The following is a 20,087-nucleotide window of genomic DNA, read 5'->3' as shown; positions in this document are numbered from 1 at the left end:
ACCGCAGGCGGCCCGGTCGCGGGCCTGCAGCGCCGCGAAAAGATCGTCACCGGTCCAGTGGCCGTCGCCGACCATCACCAGCGAGCCGACCATCGAGCGGACCTGATGGTGCAGGAACGACCGGGCCACCGCCGTCACCAGAATGTCGTCCCCGGAACGATCGACGTCGAGCCGGTCGAGCGTCTTCTCGGGCGACAGGGCCTGGCATTCGGTCGCCCGGAAGGTGGTGAAGTCGTGCTTGCCGAGCAGTCGTTGCGCGGCCGCGTGCATGGCCGGAACGTCGAGCGTCTTGGGCACCCGCCAGGCGCGGCCCTCGTCGAGGGCCAGGGGCGCACGCCGGTTGACGAGGCGGTAGATGTAGTGGCGCCGCATCGCCGAGAAGCGCGCGTCGAAATCGTCCGCGACCTCCTCGGCGGACAGCACTGCGACCGGATGCGGCCGCAGATGAGCGTTGGTCGCGTCGCGCACCGTGTCGGTGTCGAAGGCGCGTGGCAGGTCCACATGGGCGACCTGGGCGAGCGCGTGGACGCCGGCATCGGTGCGGCCGGCTCCCTTCACGGTCACGGGCTGGCCGGCGAAGACCGCGATCGCGGCTTCCAGCACGCCCTGAACCGAGACGCCGTTCTGCTGGATCTGCCAGCCGACGAACGGCGCTCCGTGATATTCGATGGTGAGCTTGTAACGCGGCATGCGACTTCCTTCAGGCCAGCACGGTGCCGGGTTCGACCACGGTGCCGCGCAAGAACTCGTCGGCCGTCATCGGCTGACGGCCGGCACGCTGGAGCTGCAGGACACGCACGGCGCCTTCGCCGCACGCGATGGTGAGGCGATGATCCAGGACGGTGCCGGGCGGGCCGGATCCTTCGCCACGGGTCGTGCGCAGCACCTTTATGCGTGCGGGGCCCTTCGACTCCGGCAGCTCGAACCAGGCCCCCGGAAACGGCGAGAGCCCGCGCGCATGGTCGTGCACGCCCGTCCACGGCTTCGTCCAGTCGATGCGCGTCTCGGCCTTGTCGATCTTGGTCGCATAGGTGACGCCGTCCTGGCTCTGCGGGGTGAGCGTCAGGTCGTCACGTTCGAGCGCGGCGAGCGCTCGCGCCATCAGGTCGGCGCCGAGTCGCGCCAGGGCGTCGTGCAGGTCGCCGGCCGTCATGTCGGGGGCGATCGCGAGCCGTTCCGCCATGGCGACGGGGCCGGTGTCCAGCCCCTCCTCCATCCGCATCACCATGACGGCGGTCTCCGGATCACCCGCCATGACGGCCCGGTTGATCGGGGCGGCGCCGCGCCAGCGCGGCAGCGCCGAGGCATGCAGGTTGAAGCACCCCCGTGCCGGCGCGTCGAGCACCGGCTTGGGCAGGATCAGGCCGTAGGCGACCACCACGGCGGCGTCGGCCTCGTGCGCCCTGAAGACGTCCTGGGCCTCTTCGGTGCGCAGCGTCCTCGGGGTGAGCACCGGCAGGCCGAAGCGGCGCGCCTCGCGCTCGATCGGGCTCGGCTGCAGCGCCATGCCGCGTCCCGCCGGCTTCGGTGCGCGGGTGTACACGGCCACCACCTCGTGGCCGTGGCCGACGATGTCCAGGAAGGTCGGCACGGCGAAATCCGGCGTGCCCATGAAGACGAGACGGAGCGGCATGTCGAGACCGAATCGCCGGAACGGCGCGCCGCGACCGTAGTCGAACGCGAGCCCCCCCGCCAACCCGCGACGAGACCTTTTGTCTCGGGCCGCGCGACCCGGAACGTACCGGAGTTGTCGCGCGTTCCCGCGTGCGGCTATGGTCCGGGTGGGACATGCCCCGCCGCGCGCGACGTCCCGGTGGACGCGGTGGAGAGCAGGTCCGACCGCCCGTCCGGGCCTCGCCCCGTCCGGGAGCCAGGACAGGACAACATGCCCGCCGAAAGCCTCACGTTCCGGACCCTCAGCGGCAGCACGATCGAAAGCCGGCCCATCGTCCTGCGCGCCGTGGTGATCGCCGTGTGGACCAGCCGCGACATGAGCGGCCGCGACCTCAGGGTCGCGGAGATGGAGGCGCTCGGCATCATGCGGCCGAGCGCGACCCCGCAGTTCCGCCGTGTGTCGACCCACCGCCTGACCACCGCCGACCAGATCGAGGTGATCGGGCCGGAGTCGAGCGGCGAGGTGGAGGTCGTGCTGGTGCGCGACGCGCGGGGCCTGTGGGTGGGTGTCGGCTCCGACCACACCGATCGCCGCATGGAACGGACCGAGGCGCATGTCGCGAAGCAGATGTGCGACAAGCCGATCGCACCGGACCTGTGGGCCTTCGACGATGTCGCGGATCACTGGGACACGCTCGTGCTGCGCTCCTGGATCGTCGAGGACGGGGAGACACGCCTCTACCAGGAGGGCACGGTCGCCGCGATCCTGCCCCCCGCCGATCTGATGGAGAGCTTCTCCGGGCGCGGCGATCTGCCGGACGGCACGGCGCTGTACTGCGGCACCTTCGCGGCGATCGGCGGCATTCGGACCTCGTCGCGCTTCGCCTTCGAGCTGTTCGACCCGCAGCGCGAGCGCCGGATCGCGCACGCCTACGACGTCGTCGCGCTTCCGTTCGGCCCGTGAGGCCGCCCGTGCCGCGGCTTCCGGTCTGGGCGGTTCTGCTGGCCGTGCTTTCGTCGTGCTTCGGTGCGCTGGCGATGCCTCACGCGGCCGCCCAGCCGGTGGCTCTGCCGGACGGCTTCGTGCGGCTGCGCGAGCGGGATCCGACGATCCGTCAGGACATGCGCTATGCCGGTCCGTTCAATTTCACGGGCCGCCGGGTGCCGGGATATCTGGCCGGCGAGTGCATCCTGCTGCGCCCCGCGGCGGATGCGCTCGTCCGGGCGCAGGCGCGGCTCGTGGCGGAGGGGTACCATCTCAAGGTCTACGACTGCTATCGGCCCGAGCGGGCCGTGCGGTCCTTCATCGACTGGGCCCAGAGTCCCGAGCCGGACCGCATGGCCCGCATCTTTTCTCCGGCGATCGACAAGTCGCAGCAGTTCGCGCTCGGCTACATCGCCAAGCGCTCGCGTCATTCCCTCGGGATCGCGGTCGATGTCGGGTTGGTGCGGGCCACCGATCCCGACCTGCCGACGCCGACCGACGCCGGCCCTTGTGACGGACCGTTCGAGACACGGGCGCGGGAATCGAGCCTCGACCTCGGCACTGCCTATGATTGCGCGGCGCCGCTCAGCGCCACGGCGGCGCGCGTCGGGGCCCAGGCTCGCGCGAATCGCGACCGGCTGGTGCGCGCGCTCGCGGCGGAAGGCTTTCGCAACTACCGGCTCGAGTGGTGGCACTTCGATTACACGGGCGCGACGCCCCCGCTCCGCGGTTGGGATTTCCCCGTTCGATGAGAAAATCGGTATCCCGTGAGGCGGTTCACCGGTGAGCGCTACGCCCTAAGGAAACCGGCATCACCCATACGGCGGACGATTAACCATCCGGAAAACGATGCGCCGAAAATACCTTTAGTTGAATCGATTCCTCAGCTCGCCGCGTCCACAATGGGCGCATGGTGGACTCCGGGACATCCATGAAAGCGCGCGGTCTCGTCCTGCCGTTTCACGCGCTGATCGCCGTGGCCGGCGCCCTGATCGGGCTCGGCCTGCTGGCGATCGGGCTCACCGTCTGGGGACTGCGATCCGACGCAGTCCGCCTGGCGGTTCGTGATTCCGAGAACATCGCGCTCCTGGTCGCGGATCAGATCTCGGGCGCCATCGAGCCGCTCGTCGACATCCTGGACGAGATCCGCGAGCGCGCCGCCGCCGTCCGCATCGAGAACGACGACGAGTTCCATCGCCGCTTCGGCTCCGAAGCCTTGTTCCAGGTTCTCAACGATCGTCTGCGCCGGCTGCCCTCGCGGGCCGTGATCATCATCACCGACCGGAACGGCGATCTCGTCAACTCGACCCGCGCGTGGCCGCCCTATGTGATGAGCTTCGCCGATCGCGACTACGCGCGACATTTCCGCACCTCCACCTCCTCGGATCTGTTCGTCAGCGCGCCACTCGAAAGCCGCGTCACCGGCGAGACCACGCTTCTGTTCAGTAAGCGGATCGTCAGTGACCGCGGCGAGTATCTCGGGGTCGTCACGGCCGGTTTCGAGGTCTCCTATTTCGAGCGGGTGTGGCGCTCGATCGCCAATCTCCCGGGCAGAACGTTCCTGCTGGGCCGCGCGGACGGTACCGTCCTGGTCCGCTTCCCGGATCCGAAGCGCCGCGCCGGTGAAAACCTGCCGGCCACCTCGCCGTGGCACCGACTCGTCGCGGAAGGCGGCGGCTCGTTCCTCGGCGGTGGCGTCTTCGACTCGGAGCGGCGCTGGATCGTCGTGACGCCGCTGCAGCGCTACCCTCTGGTGGTCGATATCGCGATCTCCGAAGAGATGGTTCTGGAACCATGGCGCCGCCGGTCCGTGCTGATCGGCTTCGCCACCCTCCTGGCCGTCGCCTCGGCGGTGATGTTGCTGCGCGCCCTCATCCTCCAGTTCCGCCGCCTCGCGCGATCGGAGGCGTCGGTCGCCGCGACCTCGAACGAGCTCAAGCGCGTCAACGCCAGGCTGGACGCCGCGCTCAACAACATGTCTCAGGGCCTGTGCATGTTCGATCGGGACGAGCGCCTCGTGCTGTGCAACGAGCGCTATCTGCGCATGTACGGCCTGACGCCTCACGATGCGCCGGCCGGGATTTCACTGCAGGGCATGCTCGCGCGGCGCATCGCGGCCGGGAGCTTCATGGGCGACGTGCAGGAGTATTCCGCGAGATTGCGCGACCAGCTCGCCCATGGGAGTCGAATCTACGTCCAGACGGAGCTGCCCGACGGCCGCATCGTCGCCGTTCTCAACCAGCCGATGCCCGACGGCGGGTGGGTGGCGACCCACGAGGACGTGACCGAACGCCAGCGGGCCGCGTGGCGCATCGCCCACATGGCACGCCACGACGCGCTGACGGATCTCGCCAACCGGTTGCTGTTCAGCGAGCGCATGGACGCCGCCTTCGGACGGCTGCGCGACTTCGGCGAAGGCTTCGCCCTGTTCGTCTTCGACCTCGATCTGTTCAAGGCCGTGAACGACTCGCTCGGGCATCCGGTCGGCGACGCCCTTCTGAGAGCCGTGGCGGAGCGGCTGCGCCGTTACGTGCCCGAGGAATGCACGGTCGGCCGGCTCGGCGGCGACGAGTTCGCGATCCTGATGCCGGGCGGGGCCGATCGCCGCACAGCCGCGGCACGGCTGGCCGACATGCTGCTCGACGTGATCGGTGCACCCTACGATGTCGACGGCAGCCGCATCGGGATCGGGATCAGCGTCGGCATCGCGCTCGCGCCCGAGGACGGTGACGACACCTCGACGCTGTTGAAGAACACGGATCTCGCGCTCTATCGCGCCAAGGCCGCGGGCCGCCATTGCTATCGCTTCTTCGAGATAGAGATGGATGCCCAGGCGCGCACGCAGCACGTCCTGGAGATCGACTTGCGCAACGCGCTCGCGCGCGGCGAGCTCGACGTCTACTATCAAACGATCGTCGACGTGGCGACCCGTACACCGATCGGTGTCGAGGCGCTGGTGCGCTGGCGGCATCCGGTGTTCGGCGAGCTCTCTCCGGACCGCTTCATTCCCATCGCCGAGGACACCGGCATGATCGTCGCCCTCGGCGAGTGGATCCTGCGGCGGGCCTGCATGGACGCGGCCGCCTGGCCGCCGCACGTGAAGGTCGCCGTGAATCTCTCGCCGGTGCAGTTCCGCAATCCGGAGCTGGTGCCGATGGTCCGCGACATTCTCGCCAGCGCCGGATTTCCACCGTCACGCCTCGAGCTCGAGATAACCGAATCGGTGCTGCTGCAGAAGCACACGGCCATCATCGACATGCTGCAGGAGCTGAGCCGGCTCGGTATCAGCATCGTGCTGGACGACTTCGGCGTCGGCTACTCGTCGCTGAGCTATCTGCGTCTGTTCCCGTTCTCCAAGATCAAGATCGACCGCGGCTTCGTCAGCGAGATGACGCAGCGGGCCGACTGCGCCACCATCGTGAGCGCCGTCACCGGCCTGGCCCACGCGCTGGACATGCAGACGACAGCCGAGGGCGTCGAGACCTGGGAGCAGTTTCGCCTGGTGCAGGCGGCGGGGTGCAGCCAGGCGCAGGGCTACCTGTTCAGCCGGCCCCAACCGGCCGACCGCATCGACTTCTCCCGGCGCGAGAACGGCGAGCGCAGCCTCGGGTGACGTGCGGCGAAGCGTTTTCGGACTCCGAGTGACCGGGCCTTACACCGGCGCGCGGAGCTTTCGACAAGACGGGTGTTGCGCGCTATTCATAGGCGCCCCCGCCACCGGGCCGCCGGACGTTCGTCCCGCCCGTCACAGGATCTCCACCATGCAGGTTTCCCGCTCTCCGGTCGGCCTGATCGGTCTCGGACTCATGGGAACCGCGCTGGCCCAGCGACTCCTCGGGGCGGGGCACCCGGTCGTCGGCTACGACGTCGCGGCGGATGCGCGCGCGCGGCTGGCCGGGCTCGGCGGCACGGCCGTGGACACCATCGGAGAGATCGCGTGCCGCTGCGAGCGTGTGCTGATCGCGGTATTCAACAGCGATCAGGTCGAGAGTGTGATCGAGGGCGAGGGTGGTCTTCTGTCCGGCGATGCGGCGGCTCGGAAGACTCGTCTCGCTCTCAACTTCGCCACCTGCGATCCCGACCGCATGACGGCGCTCGCCGACCGGCTGACGCCGCATGGTCTCGCCTTTCTGGAGACGCCTCTGTCCGGATCGAGCGAGCAGGTCGCGGCCGGCGAAGGCGTCTGCCTGATGGGCGGCGACAGAGCCGCCATGGCGGCCGCCGCCGACATCATAACGGTGGTGAGTGCGAAGCACTTCGACATGGGACCGGTCGGCAACGGCGCCAAGGCGAAGCTGGCCAGTAATCTGATCCTGGGCCTCAACCGCGCGGCGCTCGCCGAGGGGCTCGTCTATGCCGAGTTGCTCGGCCTGCCGCTCGACGCCTTCTTCGAGGCGGCGCGCAACTCCGCCGCATACTCGGTCGCCATGGACGTCAAGGGCCGCAAGATGATCGAGCGCGACTATGCGACCGCCGGCAAGGTGTCGCAGTCGGCGAAGGACTTCGCCCTGATCCTCGCGAGCGCGCGGGCACACGGGCAGACGCTGCCCTTCGCCGACGCCTATGCCGAAGCCATGGCAGGGTGCATCGCCGCGGGCGAAGGCGACTGGGACAACAGCGCCATCATCGAGCACGTCCGCCGGTTGCGCGCCCGCCAGGGCTGAGGTCGCGCGTCGCCACCGTCAGGCCGACCCGACGAAGCCCCCGGTCCGCCGGGCAGGTGAGGCGAGAGCGCGTGCGGACCGCGGGTCCGGGTGGCCCTGCGTCGCCCGCGCTCTTCCCGTCTAGTATTTTCCAGTATACAAAATAGCGAGACGAAGCGGCCTTCCGTTCGCCGGGGCGGGTGCTGCGATGTGGATCAGAGGACTCGATGGCTCATCTTCTCGACGCTCCGGCGGCCGGCGCGGCCGCGGCCGACTGGGACCGCCGCGACCCGCGCGAGGTTCGCCGGGCCTGCCGGTCGCGCGGTTACACGGGCTACACGGCCGGGCTCGCCCCCGGACACGTCCAGGCCAATCTGTGCATGCTGCCGAAGGATTGGGCCGAGGACTTCCTGCTGTTCTGCCAGCGCAACCCGGCGCCGTGCCCGCTGATCGCCCGCTCCGATCCCGGCGATCCGAGGCTGCCGACGCTGGCCGAAGATCTCGACATCCGCACCGACGTGCCGCGCTACCACGTGTTCCGCGACGGCGCGTTCGTCGAGGAGGTCACCGACATCACGTCGCTCTGGCGCGACGACCTGGTCGTGTTCGCGCTCGGCTGCTCGTTCTCGTTCGAGGAGGCGCTGCTCGATGCCGGCCTGCCGCTGCGGTTCCTCGAGCGCGGCTCGGTCGCCGGGGTCTATGTGACCGACATCGACGCCAAGCCGGCCGGACGCTTCCACGGCAAGCTCGCCGTGACGATGCGGCCGTTCAAGCCGGTCGACGCGATCCGGGCCATCCAGGTGACGTCGCGGTTTCCGAACGTGCACGGCGCGCCCGTGCATATCGGCGATCCGGCTGCGATCGGCGTCGATCTCGCGGTCAAGTACAAGAACGTCGGTGACGGCACCGTCGAGCCGGGCGAGCTGCCGCTGTTCTGGGCCTGCGGCCTCACGCCCCAGCTCGCGGTCGCCAACGCGAAGCCGCCGTTCTGCATCACCCATGCGCCCTCCTCGATGCTGGTGACGGATCTCCGCAATGCCAGCCTCGCGGTCCTGTGAGGCCACAGGGAGCATGAGACAGGCCTATCGGAACTTCGAGCTGCCCGGCCGCTCCGAAGCGCTCGGCGCCAACGGCATGGTCGCGACCTCGCATCCGGCCGCGACGCTGGCGGCGCTAGACGTGTTGCGGGCCGGCGGCAATGCGGCCGACGCCGCCGTGTGCGCCGCCGCCATGCAGGCCGTCGTCGAGCCGACCCAGACCGGCATCGGCGGCGACTGCTTCGTGCTGCTGATGAAGCCCGCCAGGACACGCCGGTGGCGCTCAACGGCTCCGGCCCGGCGCCGGTCGGCGCGACGTGCGACGCCTTTCTGTCGCGAGGACTTCGTGAGATCCCGGTCGAGAGCCCGCACGCCGTCACCATCCCGGGCGCTGTCGGCACGTGGGAGCGCCTCGTGCGTGATCACGGGCGTTTCGATCTCGCCCGCGCGCTCGCACCGGCCATCGCCGCCGCCGAGCAGGGCTGCCCGGTGCCGGAGCGGCTCGCCCGCGACTGGGGCCGGCAAACGGACAAGCTCCGCCGCAACCGGGCAGCGGCCGAAATCTTCCTGCGCGACGGCATCGCGCCGTCGACCGGCACCATCCACCGCCAGCCGGTGCTGGCCGGGACGCTGCGGCGTATCGCCCGGGACGGCGCGCAGGCGTTCTATCGCGGCGCGACCGCCGATGCGTTGGTCCGCACGCTCCGGGCTCTCGGCGGGTTGCACACGGCCGAGGATTTCGCCGGCTTCGAGCCCGAGTATGTCGCGCCGATATCGGTCCGCTACCGCGGCTACGATCTGTGGGAGTGCCCGCCCAACGGCCAGGGCCTCGTTCCGCTCATGATGATGAAGGGCCTCGAAGGCTTCGACCTGTCGGCGTGGGATCCGGTGAGCGTCGAGCGCTTTCACGTCCAGGCCGAGATCGGCCGGCAGGCCTATGCCGAGCGCGACGCCGTGGTCGGTGATCCTCGTACCGGCGTCGTCCCGGTCGACTGGCTGCTGTCCGAGCAGCACGCCGCACCGATGCGGGCCCGCGTGTCGATGACCGGCCGGATCGCGGATCCGCTGCCGCCCGCCGGCCCGGTGCATCGCGACACCGTGTTCATCGCCGTGGTCGATCGCGACCGCAACGCCGTCGCACTGATCAACTCGATCTACGAGGACTTCGGCTGCGGCATCGTCTGCCCTGAGACCGGCGTGGTGCTGCACAATCGCGCCTGCGGCTTCGTGCTGGAGCCCGGCCATCCCAACGTCATCGCGCCCGGAAAGCGGCCGCTGCACACGATCATTCCGGCGATGCTGTCCAGGGGCGGCGCGGCCGTGATGCCGTTCGGCGTCACCGGCGCGCAATTCCAGCCGTTCGGCCAAGTCCAGGTGCTCGCCAACATGATCGACTACGGGCTGCCGGTGCAGCAGGCGATCGACCTGCCGCGCATGTTCGCGCGCGGCGACGTCTTCGAGGTCGAGGGCACGGTGCCGGAGTCCGTGGCCGCGGGCCTGCGCGCGCTCGGCCATGTCGTGAGCCGGCCCGAGAGCCCGCTGGGCACGGCCCAGGCGATTTGGATCGACCATGCCGCGGGCGTGCTGCGCGGCGGCGCCGACGGCCGTCGCGACGGCCTCGCGCTCGGATATTGAGGATCGTCGACGTGCCCGACACCGCACTCCTGAACACGATCGACGCCGAGATCGACGGCGCCCGCGAAGCACTGGTCGGTCTCTGCGGCCGGCTGGTCGCGGCGCCCAGCATGAGCCCGCCCGGGCACACGGCCGGCGTCGCGCCGATCGTCGAGACGTTCCTGTCCGCCGGCGGCGTCGCCAGTGAGCGCGTCTTCTGCGACCCCGACGCGCCCAACATCGTCGCCCATGTCGACGGCGTCGGGACCGGTCGGCAGGTGGTGTTCAACGCCCACATGGACACCATGCAGGCCGGCGACGAATCGCGCTGGACCGTGCCGATCCTGACGCAGACGCGCCGCGGCGGGCGCCTCTATGGGCTCGGCATGGGCAACATGAAGGGCGCGCTCGCAGCCATGTGCCTCGCCACCACGGTCCTGGCGCGTCACCGCGAAAAGCTCCGTGGTCGCCTCACCATGACGGCGGTGTGCGACGAGGTGATGTTCGGCGAGCGCGGGGCCGTCCATCTGCTCGGCGCGCGACCCGACGTGCACGGCGACTTTCTGATCAGCGGAGAAGGTCCGGGCTTCATGGAGCTCGCGATCGCCGAAAAGGGGCTGCTCTGGCTCGATGTCGAGGTGAAGGGCGACGGCGGCCATTCCTCGCGCGCCCTCACCGGGCGCACTGCGGTGGCCAGGCTCGCGGCGATTCTCGGCCGGATCGATCAGATCAACAGCATGTATGCGACCGTCCCGCTCGAGATCACCGGCGTGACGGGTGGTGAGAACAATGCCGGCCTGCGCGTCTCGCTCAGCGCCGGTACCATTTCGGGCGGCGGCGTGCGCAGCCTGATCGCGACCCAGGCGCGCGCCGAGATCGACGTGAGGCTGCCGCCCGGCGTGACGGCGGCCGAGATCGAGCAGCGCGTGCGCGAGGCGGCGAACCGGGATCCCGACGTCACCGTGACGGCCGTGAAGGCGTGGGACGCCAACTGGACCGCGCTCGACCATCCGCTGACGCTCGCGACCGTGGAGGCGGTGCGGACGGTGCGGGGCGCCGCGCCCGCTTTCGTGGTCCGTCTGCCCGGCAGTGATGCGCGGCGCTGGCGCGACCTCGGCGTGCCGGCGATCTGCTACGGCCCGCAGCCGACCCTCTCGGCCGGCACCGACGACTTCGCCTACGAGCAGGACGTCGTCGACTGCGCCAAGGTGTATGCCCGTACTGCGCTGGGGTTACTGAACGGCGGTTGATCCGTCGATCCCCCGGCGCGGACATGCGGTCCGCGCCGCGGGATTGGCGGACTCAGCTCGCCGCCTGGGCCAGCAGCGCGAGCGCGCGGGCGCCCTCTCGGGTGGTCCGCATCACCGGGATGCCGGCGCCTTCGATATCCTTGATCCAGCGTTCGCGCGCGGCGCCGCCATACACCACCAACACGATCGGCTTGTCGTGCTCGCGCCGCAGCCGGTGCATCAACGGGCCGAACTCCGGAAAATCGGCGTTGCCCGGGGCCAGCAAGGTGCACAGCACCATGTCCGAGTTCGGGTCGGCCATGATGGCGCCGAGCCCCACCTCGTGCGCCTGGTGCGCGCCTTTCACGTCGATGCCGATCCAGAAGTCGAACGGATTTTCGGGCGGCAGCCAGTCGGGCAGGATGGTGCGCATGCGCGCCACCGTCTCGGGCGCGAACGTAGAGAGTGTCAGGCCGGCCTTGACCACGAGGTCGGTCGCCATCACGCCGAGCGCTCCGCTGGTCGTCGCCACCGCGACACGCCGGCCTTTCGGACGCGGCAGGAAGCCGAGCGTGCGCAGCGTGTCGACGAACTCGCACTCGTCCTCGACCCGGATGATGCCGCTCTCCGCGATCCCGGCCTCGATCTCGGGCGTCTCGGCCTGGCGCGAGCCGGTGTGGGCGAGCGAGGCGCGCGCGCCGTCCGACGTGTGCCCGGGCTTGAGCATCACGATCGGCTTGCTCTTTCGGATCTCTCGCGCCTTTGCGAAGAACTCCGCCGGGCGGAGAATCGTCTCGATGTAGAAGCCGATCACCGTGGTGCCCGGGTCGTCGGCGACGAAGTCGAGGAAGTCGAGCTCGTCGACGTCGATCTTGTTGCCGACATCGATGCTCTTTCCCACCGGCAGGCGCTGCGTCTCGGCGCTCATCACGCCGAGCATCAGGGCGCCCGTGAAGATGCCGGTCTGGGTGAACAGCGAGACGCCGCCCGTCTCCCAGCGCGGAAAGTTCACGAAGCTGCCCATCATACCGCATTCGGCGTTGACCATGCCGATGGTGTTCGGCCCGCCGAGCAGCAGCCCGGCCTCGCGGGCCATGCTGCGGATACGCTCCTGGTCGACCCGACCCGCCTCGCTCGCCTCGGCGAAGCCCGCCGTGATGATCGAGGCGGCGCGCGCGCCGGCCGCGATGCACTGACGCACCGCGCCCTCGACATGGTCGCGCGGCAGCACGATGTAGACGAGGTCGACCTTCTCCGGGACGTCGGCGAGGCTCGGATAGGCCTTGCGCCCCATCACCTCGGCGGCGTTCGGGTTGATCGGGTAGAGCGGCCCCGCGAAGTCGCCGCGCACCAGATTGTGGAACAGCACCCCGCCGGATTTCTGGGCGTTCGTCGAGGCGCCGATCACGGCGATCGAGCGCGGCGCGACGAGCGGACGGATGTCTCGCATGACGGTCGGTTCTCCACGTGCCTGAAGGGTCAGTGCTCGACCGTCAGCAGCACCTTGCCGAACTGCTTGGCGGCCTCGAGGTAGCGGTGCGCCTCGGCCGCTTCGGCGAGCGGGAACACACGGTCGATCACGGTCTTGAGCCGGCCGTCGTCGAGCATCGGCATCATCGCCTCCAGATCGAGCTTGGTGGCGCTGTTCGAGCCGATGATCGACAGCTCCTTGTGGAAGATGAAGTTCACCTGCACGGTGCACTCGTAGGACTTGGTGCCGCCCGCCGTCACCACGCGCCCGCCGCGGGTCAGGCAGCGCAGCGACTTGTTCAGGAAGTCGCCGCCGACATGCTCGATGACGCAGTCGACGCCGCGCTTCTGGGTGAGCTTCAAGACCTCGTCGACGAAATCCACCGTGTTGTAGTTGATCAGCGCGTCCGCCCCGAGCGCCTTCGCCCGCTCGAGCTTCCAGTCGCTGCTCGACGTCGTGAGCACGCGGGCGCCGATCAGCTTGCAGATCTGGATCGCCGCCATGCTGACGCCCGACGAGGCGGAGTTCACCAGTACGGTCTCGCCGGGCCGCACGTTGCCGCGCGTCACCACCATGTGCCACGCGGTGCCGAACGCGTTGGGGAAGGCGGCCGCGTCCTCGTAGGTGACGTTCGCGGGCAACGGGATCAGGTGATGCGCCGGCATCTTGACGTACTGGGCGTAGGCGCCGGGCTCGTGGGCACCGAGGTAGCGATAGTCGCGCGAGCAGCGGTTCGGGTGGCCGCTGATGCACTGGTCGCAATAGCCGCAGGGCAGAACCCACCAGCTCGTCACCCGCGTGCCGAGCGGCAGGTCGGTCTTCGCCTCGGCGTCGAGCGCGACGATCTCGCCGCCGAAGTCGCCGCCGAGAATGTGCGGGAAGCGGCCCTTGTTGGGCTTGTAGCGGCCGGCCCGGGCCATCAGGTCGTAGCCGTTCAGCGCCACGGCGTGCACCTTCACGAGCGCCTCGCCGCGCTTCAGGACCGGCATCGGCACGTCGGTGTAGCGCAGCACCTCGGGGTCGCCGTACTGCTCGAAGATCACGGCCTTCATCGATTGCGGGATCATGTCCACTCCGCTCTGTCGGGCGCGACGGCCAGCGCCGAGGCGTCGAATGTCTGAATTTTCGGCAGCGCTTGCGTATATTTGCGGCGGCGCCGCGCTTGCCGGTCAGGGGCCATTTTTGTATACCGACTTATACAACAAATCAACGGATCGCGCTCGTATAATCCTCTCCGTCAACGAGCGAACGGGAAGGTGACAGATGCAGACGATGCAGACCTGGATCCGCGGTGCCGTGCTCGGCGCGGCCGTGACGTTTCTCTCCGCCGGCGGTCCGGCGGCTGCGGCCGACAAGGTCACGTTCGTGACCGACTTCGGTTTCAACGGGCGCCATGCCTATTATTACGTCGCGCTCGACAAGGGCTACTACAAGGACGCGGGCCTCGACGTCGAGATCGTACGCGGCCAGGGCTCGGCCGACGCGGTGAAGCAGGTGGCGGCCAAGACGGCGCAGCTCGGCTTCGCCGATGCGGCCGCCGTGATCCTCGGGCGCGGCAACGACCAGATCCCCGTCAAGCTGGTCGCGATGGTCTACGCCAAGCCACCACACGCGATCTACGTTCTGAAGGACTCCGGGATCGCCAAGCCGAAGGACCTGGAAGGCAAGCGCATCGCCGACACGGCGTTCAGCGCGATGCCGAAGATGTTCGAGGCCTACGCCAAGGCGGCCAAGATCGACGGCGCCAAGGTGACCTGGATGGTCGCGGCGAGCGACGCGCTGCCCGGCATGCTCAATCTCGGCCGTGCCGAGGGCATCGGCCAGTTCACGGTCGGCGAGGCGCTGCTGAAGAAGGCGGCGGGCGGCAAGGAGCTGGTGCGGCTCGCCTATGCCGATGTCGGCCTCGACTACTACTCGAACGGCATCATCGCGACCGACGACACGATCAAGACCAATCCCGACCTGGTGAAGCGCTTCGTCGCCGCGACGATGCGCGGCCTGAAGGACGCGATCGCCAATCCGGCCGAGGCGGGCGCGATCATGAACAAGTATCACCGCCAGGTGGACGTCGACATCGCGACGGCCGAGACCGCCGCCGTCGCCGCCCTCGCCGTGGTGCCGAACGAGACGCTCGGCTCCATCAACCCGGACCGGGTGCAGAAGACCATCGACATCATCGCCGGCGCCTACCCGCTGAAGACCCCCGTGACAGTGCAGGACATCTCGGCGCCCGACATGGTCGCGAAGTAGCGCGGGCCATGAGCGCCGCGCCGCTTTCCATTACGCTGGCCTGCGGAAACTACGACCGCACGCGGGCCATCCTGGACGGACGAGTCCGCATCGAAGGGTGCGAGACCCGCTACATCCCGCTCGAGCCCGAAGAGGTGTTCTTCCGCGCGGCGCGGTATCAGGAGTTCGACGTCTCCGAGCTGTCGCTGTCGAGCTATCTCCTTCAAATGTCGCGCGGCGAGTCGGCCTATGTCGGCATTCCGGCCTTCGTGTCGCGCTGCTTCCGGCATTCGGCGCTCTATGTGCGCACGGACCGCGGCATCCGCACGCCGGAGGATCTGAAAGGCAAGCTGGTCGGCCTGCCCGAATATCAGATGACCGCGATGGTGTGGCTGCGCGGCATTCTGGAAGAGGACTACGGCGTCCGGCCGTCGGACATCCACTGGCGCAGCGGCGGCCAGGAGCAGCCCGGCCGCGAGGAGCGGGCCCGGCTCGATCTGCCGGCGGGCATCGACCTCCAGCGGATTCCACCGGGCGAGACGCTTTCGGCCATGCTGCGTGACGGGCGGCTCGACGCGGTGATGACGGCACGCGCGCCGTCGTGCTTCCTCGACAGCGCTCCGAACATCGACCGGCTGTTCCCGAACCATCGCGAGGTGGAGAAGGAGTATTATCGCCGGACGGGACTGTTTCCGATCATGCATCTGATCGGTGTCCGGCGTGCCCTGGTCGAGCAGTATCCGTGGCTGCCGGCCAGTGTCTACAAGGCCTTCGTGCAGGCGAAGGCGCTCGCCATGGCGGACCTTCGCGCACTCGCGGCGCCGATCCTGATCCTGCCCTGGACCGAGGCCGAGACGCTCGACACGATGGCGCTGATGGGACGGGATTTCTGGCGCTACGGCGTCGCCGAGAACGTGCGCGAGATCGAGACCCTGGCCCGCTATTCGCATGCGCAGGGGATTGCCGGGCGAATCGTCCCGGTGTCGGAGCTCTTCGCTCCCTCGACGGTCCAGACGTCGCGAATCTGAAGCGTCGCCGCCGCACCCGCGCGGCCAACCGAAGGAGTGCCGCATGGTGTCCATCGTCAGGCGGACCGTGCTCGTGGCCGCCGCGCTCGTCGGCGCCGGATTGCTGCAGCCAGCGCCCCTCGCCGCCGCCGAGAAGGTGAAGATCGTCACCGACGCCGGCTTCCTCGGCCGCCACGCCTACTTCTTCGTGGCGATCGACAAGGGCTACTACAAGGCGGCCGATCTCGATGTGGAGGTGTTGCGCGGCCAGGGATCCGCCGACGCCATCAAGCAGGTCGCGTCCGGGAACGTGACGTTCGGTTTCGCCGATGCGGGCTCGCTGGTGCTGGCGCGCGCCAACGAGGGCCTCCCGGTCCGCATGGTGGCGATCGTCTACGCCAAGCCGCCGCACGCGATCTATGCACTGGCCGACTCCGGCATCAGGACGCCGAAGGATCTGGAAGGTCGCAAGATCGCCAATCCGGCCGGTGGCGCGATCCCGAAGATGTTCCCGGCCTACGCCAAGGCGGCCGGCATCGACGCGTCGAAGGTGGGCTGGGTGGTCGCGTCGAGCGAGTCGCTGCCCGGGCTGCTCGCGCTCGGCCGGGTCGATGCCATCGGCCAATTTACGGTGGGGGCACCGCGCCTGGAGAAGGACGCCGCACCGAAGTCCGTGGTGGAGCTGTCCTACGCCGATGCCGGCCTCGATTTCTACGGCAACGGCCTCGTCGTGTCCGAAAGCACGCTCGCAGCCAAGCCGGCCGTGGTCGAAGCCTTCGTTGCCGCCACGCTGAAGGGGCTCCGGGATGCGCTGGCGGATCCCAAGGCCGCGGCCGAGACCATGCGGAAATTCCATCGCGAGCTCGATGCCGATCTCGGCGCGGCCGAGCTCGTGAAGGTCAAGGCGCTCGCCGACGTGCCGGGCGTCCCGCTGGGCATCATCCAGCCGAAGCAGGCGCAGGCCACCATCGACGTGGTCGCCGGCGCATTCGACATGAAGTCGCAGGTGCGGTCCGAGGACGTCTTCGATGCTCGCTTCGTCAAGCCTTGAGGTCGTGACCACGGCTGGTTCCATCGACCGGCCGAAGGCCGGAGCCCGCGCCGTGACCAAGATTCAGATCTTCGACCTCTACAAGACCTATGCGACGCGGACCGGCCGCACCACGGCGCTGCAGAAGGTCGATCTCGACATCCGCGAGAACGAGTTCATCGCCCTCGTCGGCCCGTCCGGCTGCGGCAAGTCGACATTGCTGAAGCTGATCACGGCGCTGATCAAGCCATCGCGCGGAAAAATCCTGCTCGGCGGCACGCTGCTGGACAAGCCCTCGCGCGAGGTCGGCATCGTGTTCCAGCAGCCGGTGCTGATGCCGTGGCGGGGCGTGCTCGACAACGTGCTGCTGCCGGCCGAGATCCTCGGTCTCGACATGACGGAGGCGAAGGCGCGGGCCCGCGAGCTGCTCGAGCTGGTCGGCCTCGGCGGCTTTGAGGACCGCTATCCGGGCGAGCTGTCCGGCGGCATGCAGCAGCGCGCCGCGATCTGCCGAGGCCTCGTCCACAATCCTTCGGTACTGCTGATGGACGAGCCCTTCGCGGCGCTCGACGCGATGACGCGCGAGGATCTCGGCTTCGAGCTGCTGCGCATCTGGGAGCGGCATCGCAAGACCGTGGTGTTCGTCACCCACAACATCTCCGAAGCGATCCTTTTGTCGGACCGTGTGGTGGCGATGTCGCCCCGGCCCGGCCGCATCGAGAAGGTGATCGACATCGTCCTGCCGCGGCCCCGCACCCTCGACATGCAGTTCTCGCCCGAGTTCAAGGCCCATTCGGACGAGATCCGGGCGCTGATCCGCCGCACCTGAGGAGGTCCGCCATGACCGATCCATCGAGCGCCAGTCTGTCGAGCGCCGAGACCGACGACGGCGCCGAGGCGTGGGTCGATCCCGAGCGCGTGTCGCTGAAGAACGTCCTGCTGCCGCTGCTCACCTTCAGCGTCCTGCTGCTGATCTGGGAGGCGGCCGTCTGGCAGGCCAGGATACCGGCCTGGCTGCTGCCGGCCCCGACCGTGATCGGCGAGGCCTTCGCGGACTGGTGGCGCGAGCTCCTCACCCACTCGCTGGTCACCCTCTACGAGACGCTGGCGGGCTTCGCCTTGTCGATTGCGCTCGGCGTGCCGCTCGCCGTCGCGGTCGTCTACTCGCCGGTCCTGCAGAAGACCATCTATCCGATCCTGCTCGCCCTCCAGTCGGTGCCGAAGGTGGCCATCGCGCCGCTGCTCGCGCTGTGGATCGGCTTCGGCGCCATGCCGAAGATCATCGTGGTGTTCCTGGTCTGCTTCTTCCCGATCGTGGTGTCGACCGCGACCGGGCTCACCGCGGTCCCGCCCGCCCTGATGGACCTGATCCGGTCGCTGTCGGCGAGCCCCTACCAGACCTTCGTCAAGGCCCGTTTCCCCACCGCGATGCCGCACATCTTCGTCGGCCTGAAGATCGCCATCACGTTCGCCGTCATCGGCGCCGTGATCGGCGAGTTCGTCGGCTCCGAATCGGGCCTGGGCTACCTCATCCTGGTGTCGTCGTCGCAATCGCGCACCCCGCTCGCCTTCGCGGCACTGGTGGTGCTTACCTTGATGAGCATCGTCCTGTATTATGCCGTGGAGTATATCGAGCGACTGATGGTCCCCTGGGCGACCAAGACCTGATCGAGACCAAGATCCGGTCGCAATACGGACGGACCCGAACCCATGGCCCGAGCGGCGACGAGCCCGCGCACCGACCGGCGGACAGCACGGCGGCCGGCGGATACGGTGGATCAGGCGGACATGGCGGCCGATGCCGGCTTTCCGATGCCGCCGCCGCGTCAGCGGCCCGGCGAGGGGCTCGGCGACTTCGCCTACCGGGTGCTGCGCGAGGCGATCCGCAGCGGCCATTTCCGCTCCGGCCAGCATCTGCGCGAGGCCGACGTGGCGCGCTGGCTCGACATCAGCCGCACGCCGGTGCGCGAGGCCTTCCACCGCATCGTCTCCGAGGGACTGCTCACCAGCGGGCCGTGGAACGGGCTGATGATCGCGGCGCTCGACCGCCAGCAGCTCGTCGAGCTCTACGCGGTGCGCGAGGTGCTCGAAGGAACGGCCGCCGGCCTCGCGGCCCAGCACGCCTCGGATGCCGAGATCAAGCTGATGTTCTCCATCGCCGCGAGCGAGACGGCCGCCAAGGACGATCCCGACCGGCTCGTCGTCGTCAATGCGGAGCTGCACCAGACGATCTATGCGGCCGCGCACAACCGCTATCTGCTGCAATCTCTCAATGCCGTGGTCGATTCGCTCGGGCTGCTCCGCCACTCGACCTTCGTGCTGCCCGGGTCGACCGAGCTCGCCCGCCGCGAGCATGTCGAGATCCTGCGGGCCATCAAGGAGCGCAACAGCAAGAAGGCCGAGCAGCTCGCCCGCCGCCACATCCGCCACGCGCTCGCTCTGCGGCTCAGGCTGCAGCGCGAAGACGGGGCGTAGGAAAGTCGGTCGTTCCGGGGCGCGGACCGATGCGCCGCCCCGGGACGACGACGAGCCGGGCAGCTTCACTTCGCCGTGGTCCCGCCGTCGCGACGGAAATAGACATCCACCTGCATGCCGACCTTGAGCGGACCCGGATCGGCGAGGTCGATCGTCACCTCCAGCACGTCGATGTCCGACTGACGGCGCGGCCCCCGCGCCGTCATGCCGCCGGGCCCGACCGTCTCGGCCATGGCGGCGACCGTGCCGGCGAAGTCCCGACCCTGGAAGGCATTCGCCCGCACCGTCACGGCCTGACCCACCTTGACCTGGGCGATGTCGCGCTCGTCGAGCTCGGCCCGCACCCGCAGGCCGCCGAGGTCGCCGAGCACGAGGAGGGGATGCTCCGCGGTCGGCGTCGCCAGCTCGCCCGGCCGCGCGCCGACCTGCAGCACGGTCCCGTCGATAGGCGCGCGGATGCGGGTTTTCTCCAGCGCGGCGTCGGCGATCATCACGTCGGCGCGGCCGGCCAGCCAGTCGGCCTCGGTGCGATTGGGCAGCGGCGTGTCCTCGGCGGCCCGCACCCGCGCCAGCTCGTTCTGCGCATTGACCAGGCGATTCTGCGTCTGGGCGAACCGCTCGCGTGCCGGCCCGATCATGCTCTCGGCGCCGTCGCCGCGCCGGCGCACCAGCACGGCGGCGTCCAGCGTGTCGCGGGCCCGGATCGCCGCCTGCTCGGCCTCGGCGAGCGCGTCCTCGGCGCGCCGCCGGTCG

Annotated in this window: 17 protein-coding genes and 1 pseudogene; 13 read left to right on the top strand and 5 right to left on the bottom strand. The window is 69.2% G+C overall.

Features of this window, described 5'->3' with window-relative positions; translation table 11 throughout:
• Nucleotides 1-690: tRNA pseudouridine(38-40) synthase TruA (truA, locus tag CH341_RS07075; RefSeq protein ID WP_245430925.1), on the bottom strand; the 690-nt coding region annotated here is incomplete at its 3' end.
• 10 nt (nucleotides 691-700) lie between these two features.
• Entirely contained in the window at nucleotides 701-1,633 is a 933-nt protein-coding gene (gene fmt, locus CH341_RS07070; protein WP_111418347.1) for a methionyl-tRNA formyltransferase, read from the bottom strand.
• Nucleotides 1,634-1,885: 252 nt separating this feature from the next.
• Here fmt and CH341_RS07065 point away from each other — a divergent pair, with 252 nt between their 5' ends.
• From CH341_RS07065 to CH341_RS07035, 7 genes and pseudogenes are all read left to right on the top strand, one after another.
• Complete coding sequence (locus CH341_RS07065) at nucleotides 1,886-2,578, top strand: DUF2848 domain-containing protein (protein ID WP_111418327.1); 693 nt, start codon at nucleotides 1,886-1,888, stop codon at nucleotides 2,576-2,578.
• An 8-nt stretch (nucleotides 2,579-2,586) separates the two neighbouring features.
• Complete coding sequence (locus tag CH341_RS07060) at nucleotides 2,587-3,351, top strand: M15 family metallopeptidase (protein ID WP_111418326.1); 765 nt, start codon at nucleotides 2,587-2,589, stop codon at nucleotides 3,349-3,351.
• A 179-nt stretch (nucleotides 3,352-3,530) separates the two neighbouring features.
• The gene (locus CH341_RS07055) at nucleotides 3,531-6,212 is read left to right on the top strand and encodes a bifunctional diguanylate cyclase/phosphodiesterase (protein WP_170149510.1); all 2,682 of its coding nucleotides are present in this window, start codon (nucleotides 3,531-3,533) and stop codon (nucleotides 6,210-6,212) included.
• Nucleotides 6,213-6,360: 148 nt separating this feature from the next.
• The gene (locus tag CH341_RS07050; protein ID WP_111418324.1) at nucleotides 6,361-7,263 is read left to right on the top strand and encodes an NAD(P)-dependent oxidoreductase; all 903 of its coding nucleotides are present in this window, start codon (nucleotides 6,361-6,363) and stop codon (nucleotides 7,261-7,263) included.
• Between the two features lie 206 nt (nucleotides 7,264-7,469).
• Entirely contained in the window at nucleotides 7,470-8,300 is an 831-nt protein-coding gene (locus CH341_RS07045; RefSeq protein ID WP_111418323.1) for a putative hydro-lyase, read from the top strand.
• Nucleotides 8,301-8,313: 13 nt separating this feature from the next.
• Nucleotides 8,314-9,914, top strand: a pseudogene (locus tag CH341_RS07040) (gamma-glutamyltransferase family protein).
• An 11-nt stretch (nucleotides 9,915-9,925) separates the two neighbouring features.
• On the top strand, nucleotides 9,926-11,143 hold the full coding sequence (locus tag CH341_RS07035) for a M20 family metallopeptidase (protein ID WP_245430924.1): 1,218 nt from the start codon (nucleotides 9,926-9,928) through the stop codon (nucleotides 11,141-11,143).
• A 52-nt stretch (nucleotides 11,144-11,195) separates the two neighbouring features.
• On the opposite strand, the gene CH341_RS07030 is transcribed toward CH341_RS07035, so the two are convergent.
• Both CH341_RS07030 and CH341_RS07025 read right to left on the bottom strand, forming a co-directional pair.
• Complete coding sequence (locus tag CH341_RS07030; RefSeq protein WP_111418322.1) at nucleotides 11,196-12,572, bottom strand: CoA-binding protein; 1,377 nt, start codon at nucleotides 12,570-12,572, stop codon at nucleotides 11,196-11,198.
• Nucleotides 12,573-12,601: 29 nt separating this feature from the next.
• Nucleotides 12,602-13,660 (bottom strand): zinc-binding dehydrogenase, encoded by a 1,059-nt coding sequence (locus CH341_RS07025; RefSeq protein ID WP_245430923.1) that lies wholly within the window; start codon nucleotides 13,658-13,660, stop codon nucleotides 12,602-12,604.
• Nucleotides 13,661-13,856: 196 nt separating this feature from the next.
• Between CH341_RS07025 and CH341_RS07020 the strand changes: the two genes are divergently transcribed.
• From CH341_RS07020 to CH341_RS06995, 6 genes are all read left to right on the top strand, one after another.
• Nucleotides 13,857-14,843: an ABC transporter substrate-binding protein gene (locus CH341_RS07020; protein ID WP_245430922.1), complete on the top strand. Its 987-nt coding sequence runs from the start codon at nucleotides 13,857-13,859 to the stop codon at nucleotides 14,841-14,843.
• 8 nt (nucleotides 14,844-14,851) lie between these two features.
• On the top strand, nucleotides 14,852-15,850 hold the full coding sequence (locus tag CH341_RS07015) for a substrate-binding domain-containing protein (protein ID WP_111418321.1): 999 nt from the start codon (nucleotides 14,852-14,854) through the stop codon (nucleotides 15,848-15,850).
• 43 nt (nucleotides 15,851-15,893) lie between these two features.
• Nucleotides 15,894-16,880: an ABC transporter substrate-binding protein gene (locus tag CH341_RS07010; RefSeq protein ID WP_111418320.1), complete on the top strand. Its 987-nt coding sequence runs from the start codon at nucleotides 15,894-15,896 to the stop codon at nucleotides 16,878-16,880.
• A gap of 52 nt (nucleotides 16,881-16,932) precedes the next feature.
• Nucleotides 16,933-17,688: an ABC transporter ATP-binding protein gene (locus tag CH341_RS07005; RefSeq protein WP_245430921.1), complete on the top strand. Its 756-nt coding sequence runs from the start codon at nucleotides 16,933-16,935 to the stop codon at nucleotides 17,686-17,688.
• 11 nt (nucleotides 17,689-17,699) lie between these two features.
• A complete protein-coding gene (locus CH341_RS07000; RefSeq protein WP_111418318.1) occupies nucleotides 17,700-18,527 on the top strand; it encodes an ABC transporter permease in 828 nt (275 codons plus the stop codon).
• Between the two features lie 105 nt (nucleotides 18,528-18,632).
• Nucleotides 18,633-19,334, top strand: a complete 702-nt coding sequence (locus CH341_RS06995) for a GntR family transcriptional regulator (protein WP_245430920.1) — start codon at nucleotides 18,633-18,635, stop codon at nucleotides 19,332-19,334.
• A 65-nt stretch (nucleotides 19,335-19,399) separates the two neighbouring features.
• On the opposite strand, the gene CH341_RS06990 is transcribed toward CH341_RS06995, so the two are convergent.
• The coding region (locus CH341_RS06990; RefSeq protein ID WP_146604402.1) for an HlyD family secretion protein at nucleotides 19,400-20,087 on the bottom strand (688 nt) is incomplete at its 5' end.

The sequence above is a fragment of the Rhodoplanes roseus genome, assembly GCF_003258865.1.
GTDB classification, from domain to species: Bacteria; Pseudomonadota; Alphaproteobacteria; order Rhizobiales; family Xanthobacteraceae; genus Rhodoplanes; species Rhodoplanes roseus.
The sequence above is the reverse complement of the archived record's forward strand: the minus strand, read 5'-3'. Positions and strand labels throughout refer to the sequence as shown.

Coding starts and splice junctions, on each gene's coding strand:
- CH341_RS07030 (WP_111418322.1), bottom strand. CDS start 12,572: ATGCGAGACATCCGTCCGCTCGTCGCGCCGCGCTCGATCGCCGTGATC.
- CH341_RS07010 (WP_111418320.1), top strand. CDS start 15,894: ATGGTGTCCATCGTCAGGCGGACCGTGCTCGTGGCCGCCGCGCTCGTC.
- CH341_RS07045 (WP_111418323.1), top strand. CDS start 7,470: ATGGCTCATCTTCTCGACGCTCCGGCGGCCGGCGCGGCCGCGGCCGAC.
- CH341_RS07065 (WP_111418327.1), top strand. CDS start 1,886: ATGCCCGCCGAAAGCCTCACGTTCCGGACCCTCAGCGGCAGCACGATC.
- CH341_RS07025 (WP_245430923.1), bottom strand. CDS start 13,660: ATGATCCCGCAATCGATGAAGGCCGTGATCTTCGAGCAGTACGGCGAC.
- fmt (WP_111418347.1), bottom strand. CDS start 1,633: ATGCCGCTCCGTCTCGTCTTCATGGGCACGCCGGATTTCGCCGTGCCG.
- CH341_RS07015 (WP_111418321.1), top strand. CDS start 14,852: ATGAGCGCCGCGCCGCTTTCCATTACGCTGGCCTGCGGAAACTACGAC.
- CH341_RS07000 (WP_111418318.1), top strand. CDS start 17,700: ATGACCGATCCATCGAGCGCCAGTCTGTCGAGCGCCGAGACCGACGAC.
- CH341_RS07020 (WP_245430922.1), top strand. CDS start 13,857: ATGCAGACGATGCAGACCTGGATCCGCGGTGCCGTGCTCGGCGCGGCC.
- CH341_RS07055 (WP_170149510.1), top strand. CDS start 3,531: ATGAAAGCGCGCGGTCTCGTCCTGCCGTTTCACGCGCTGATCGCCGTG.
- CH341_RS07050 (WP_111418324.1), top strand. CDS start 6,361: ATGCAGGTTTCCCGCTCTCCGGTCGGCCTGATCGGTCTCGGACTCATG.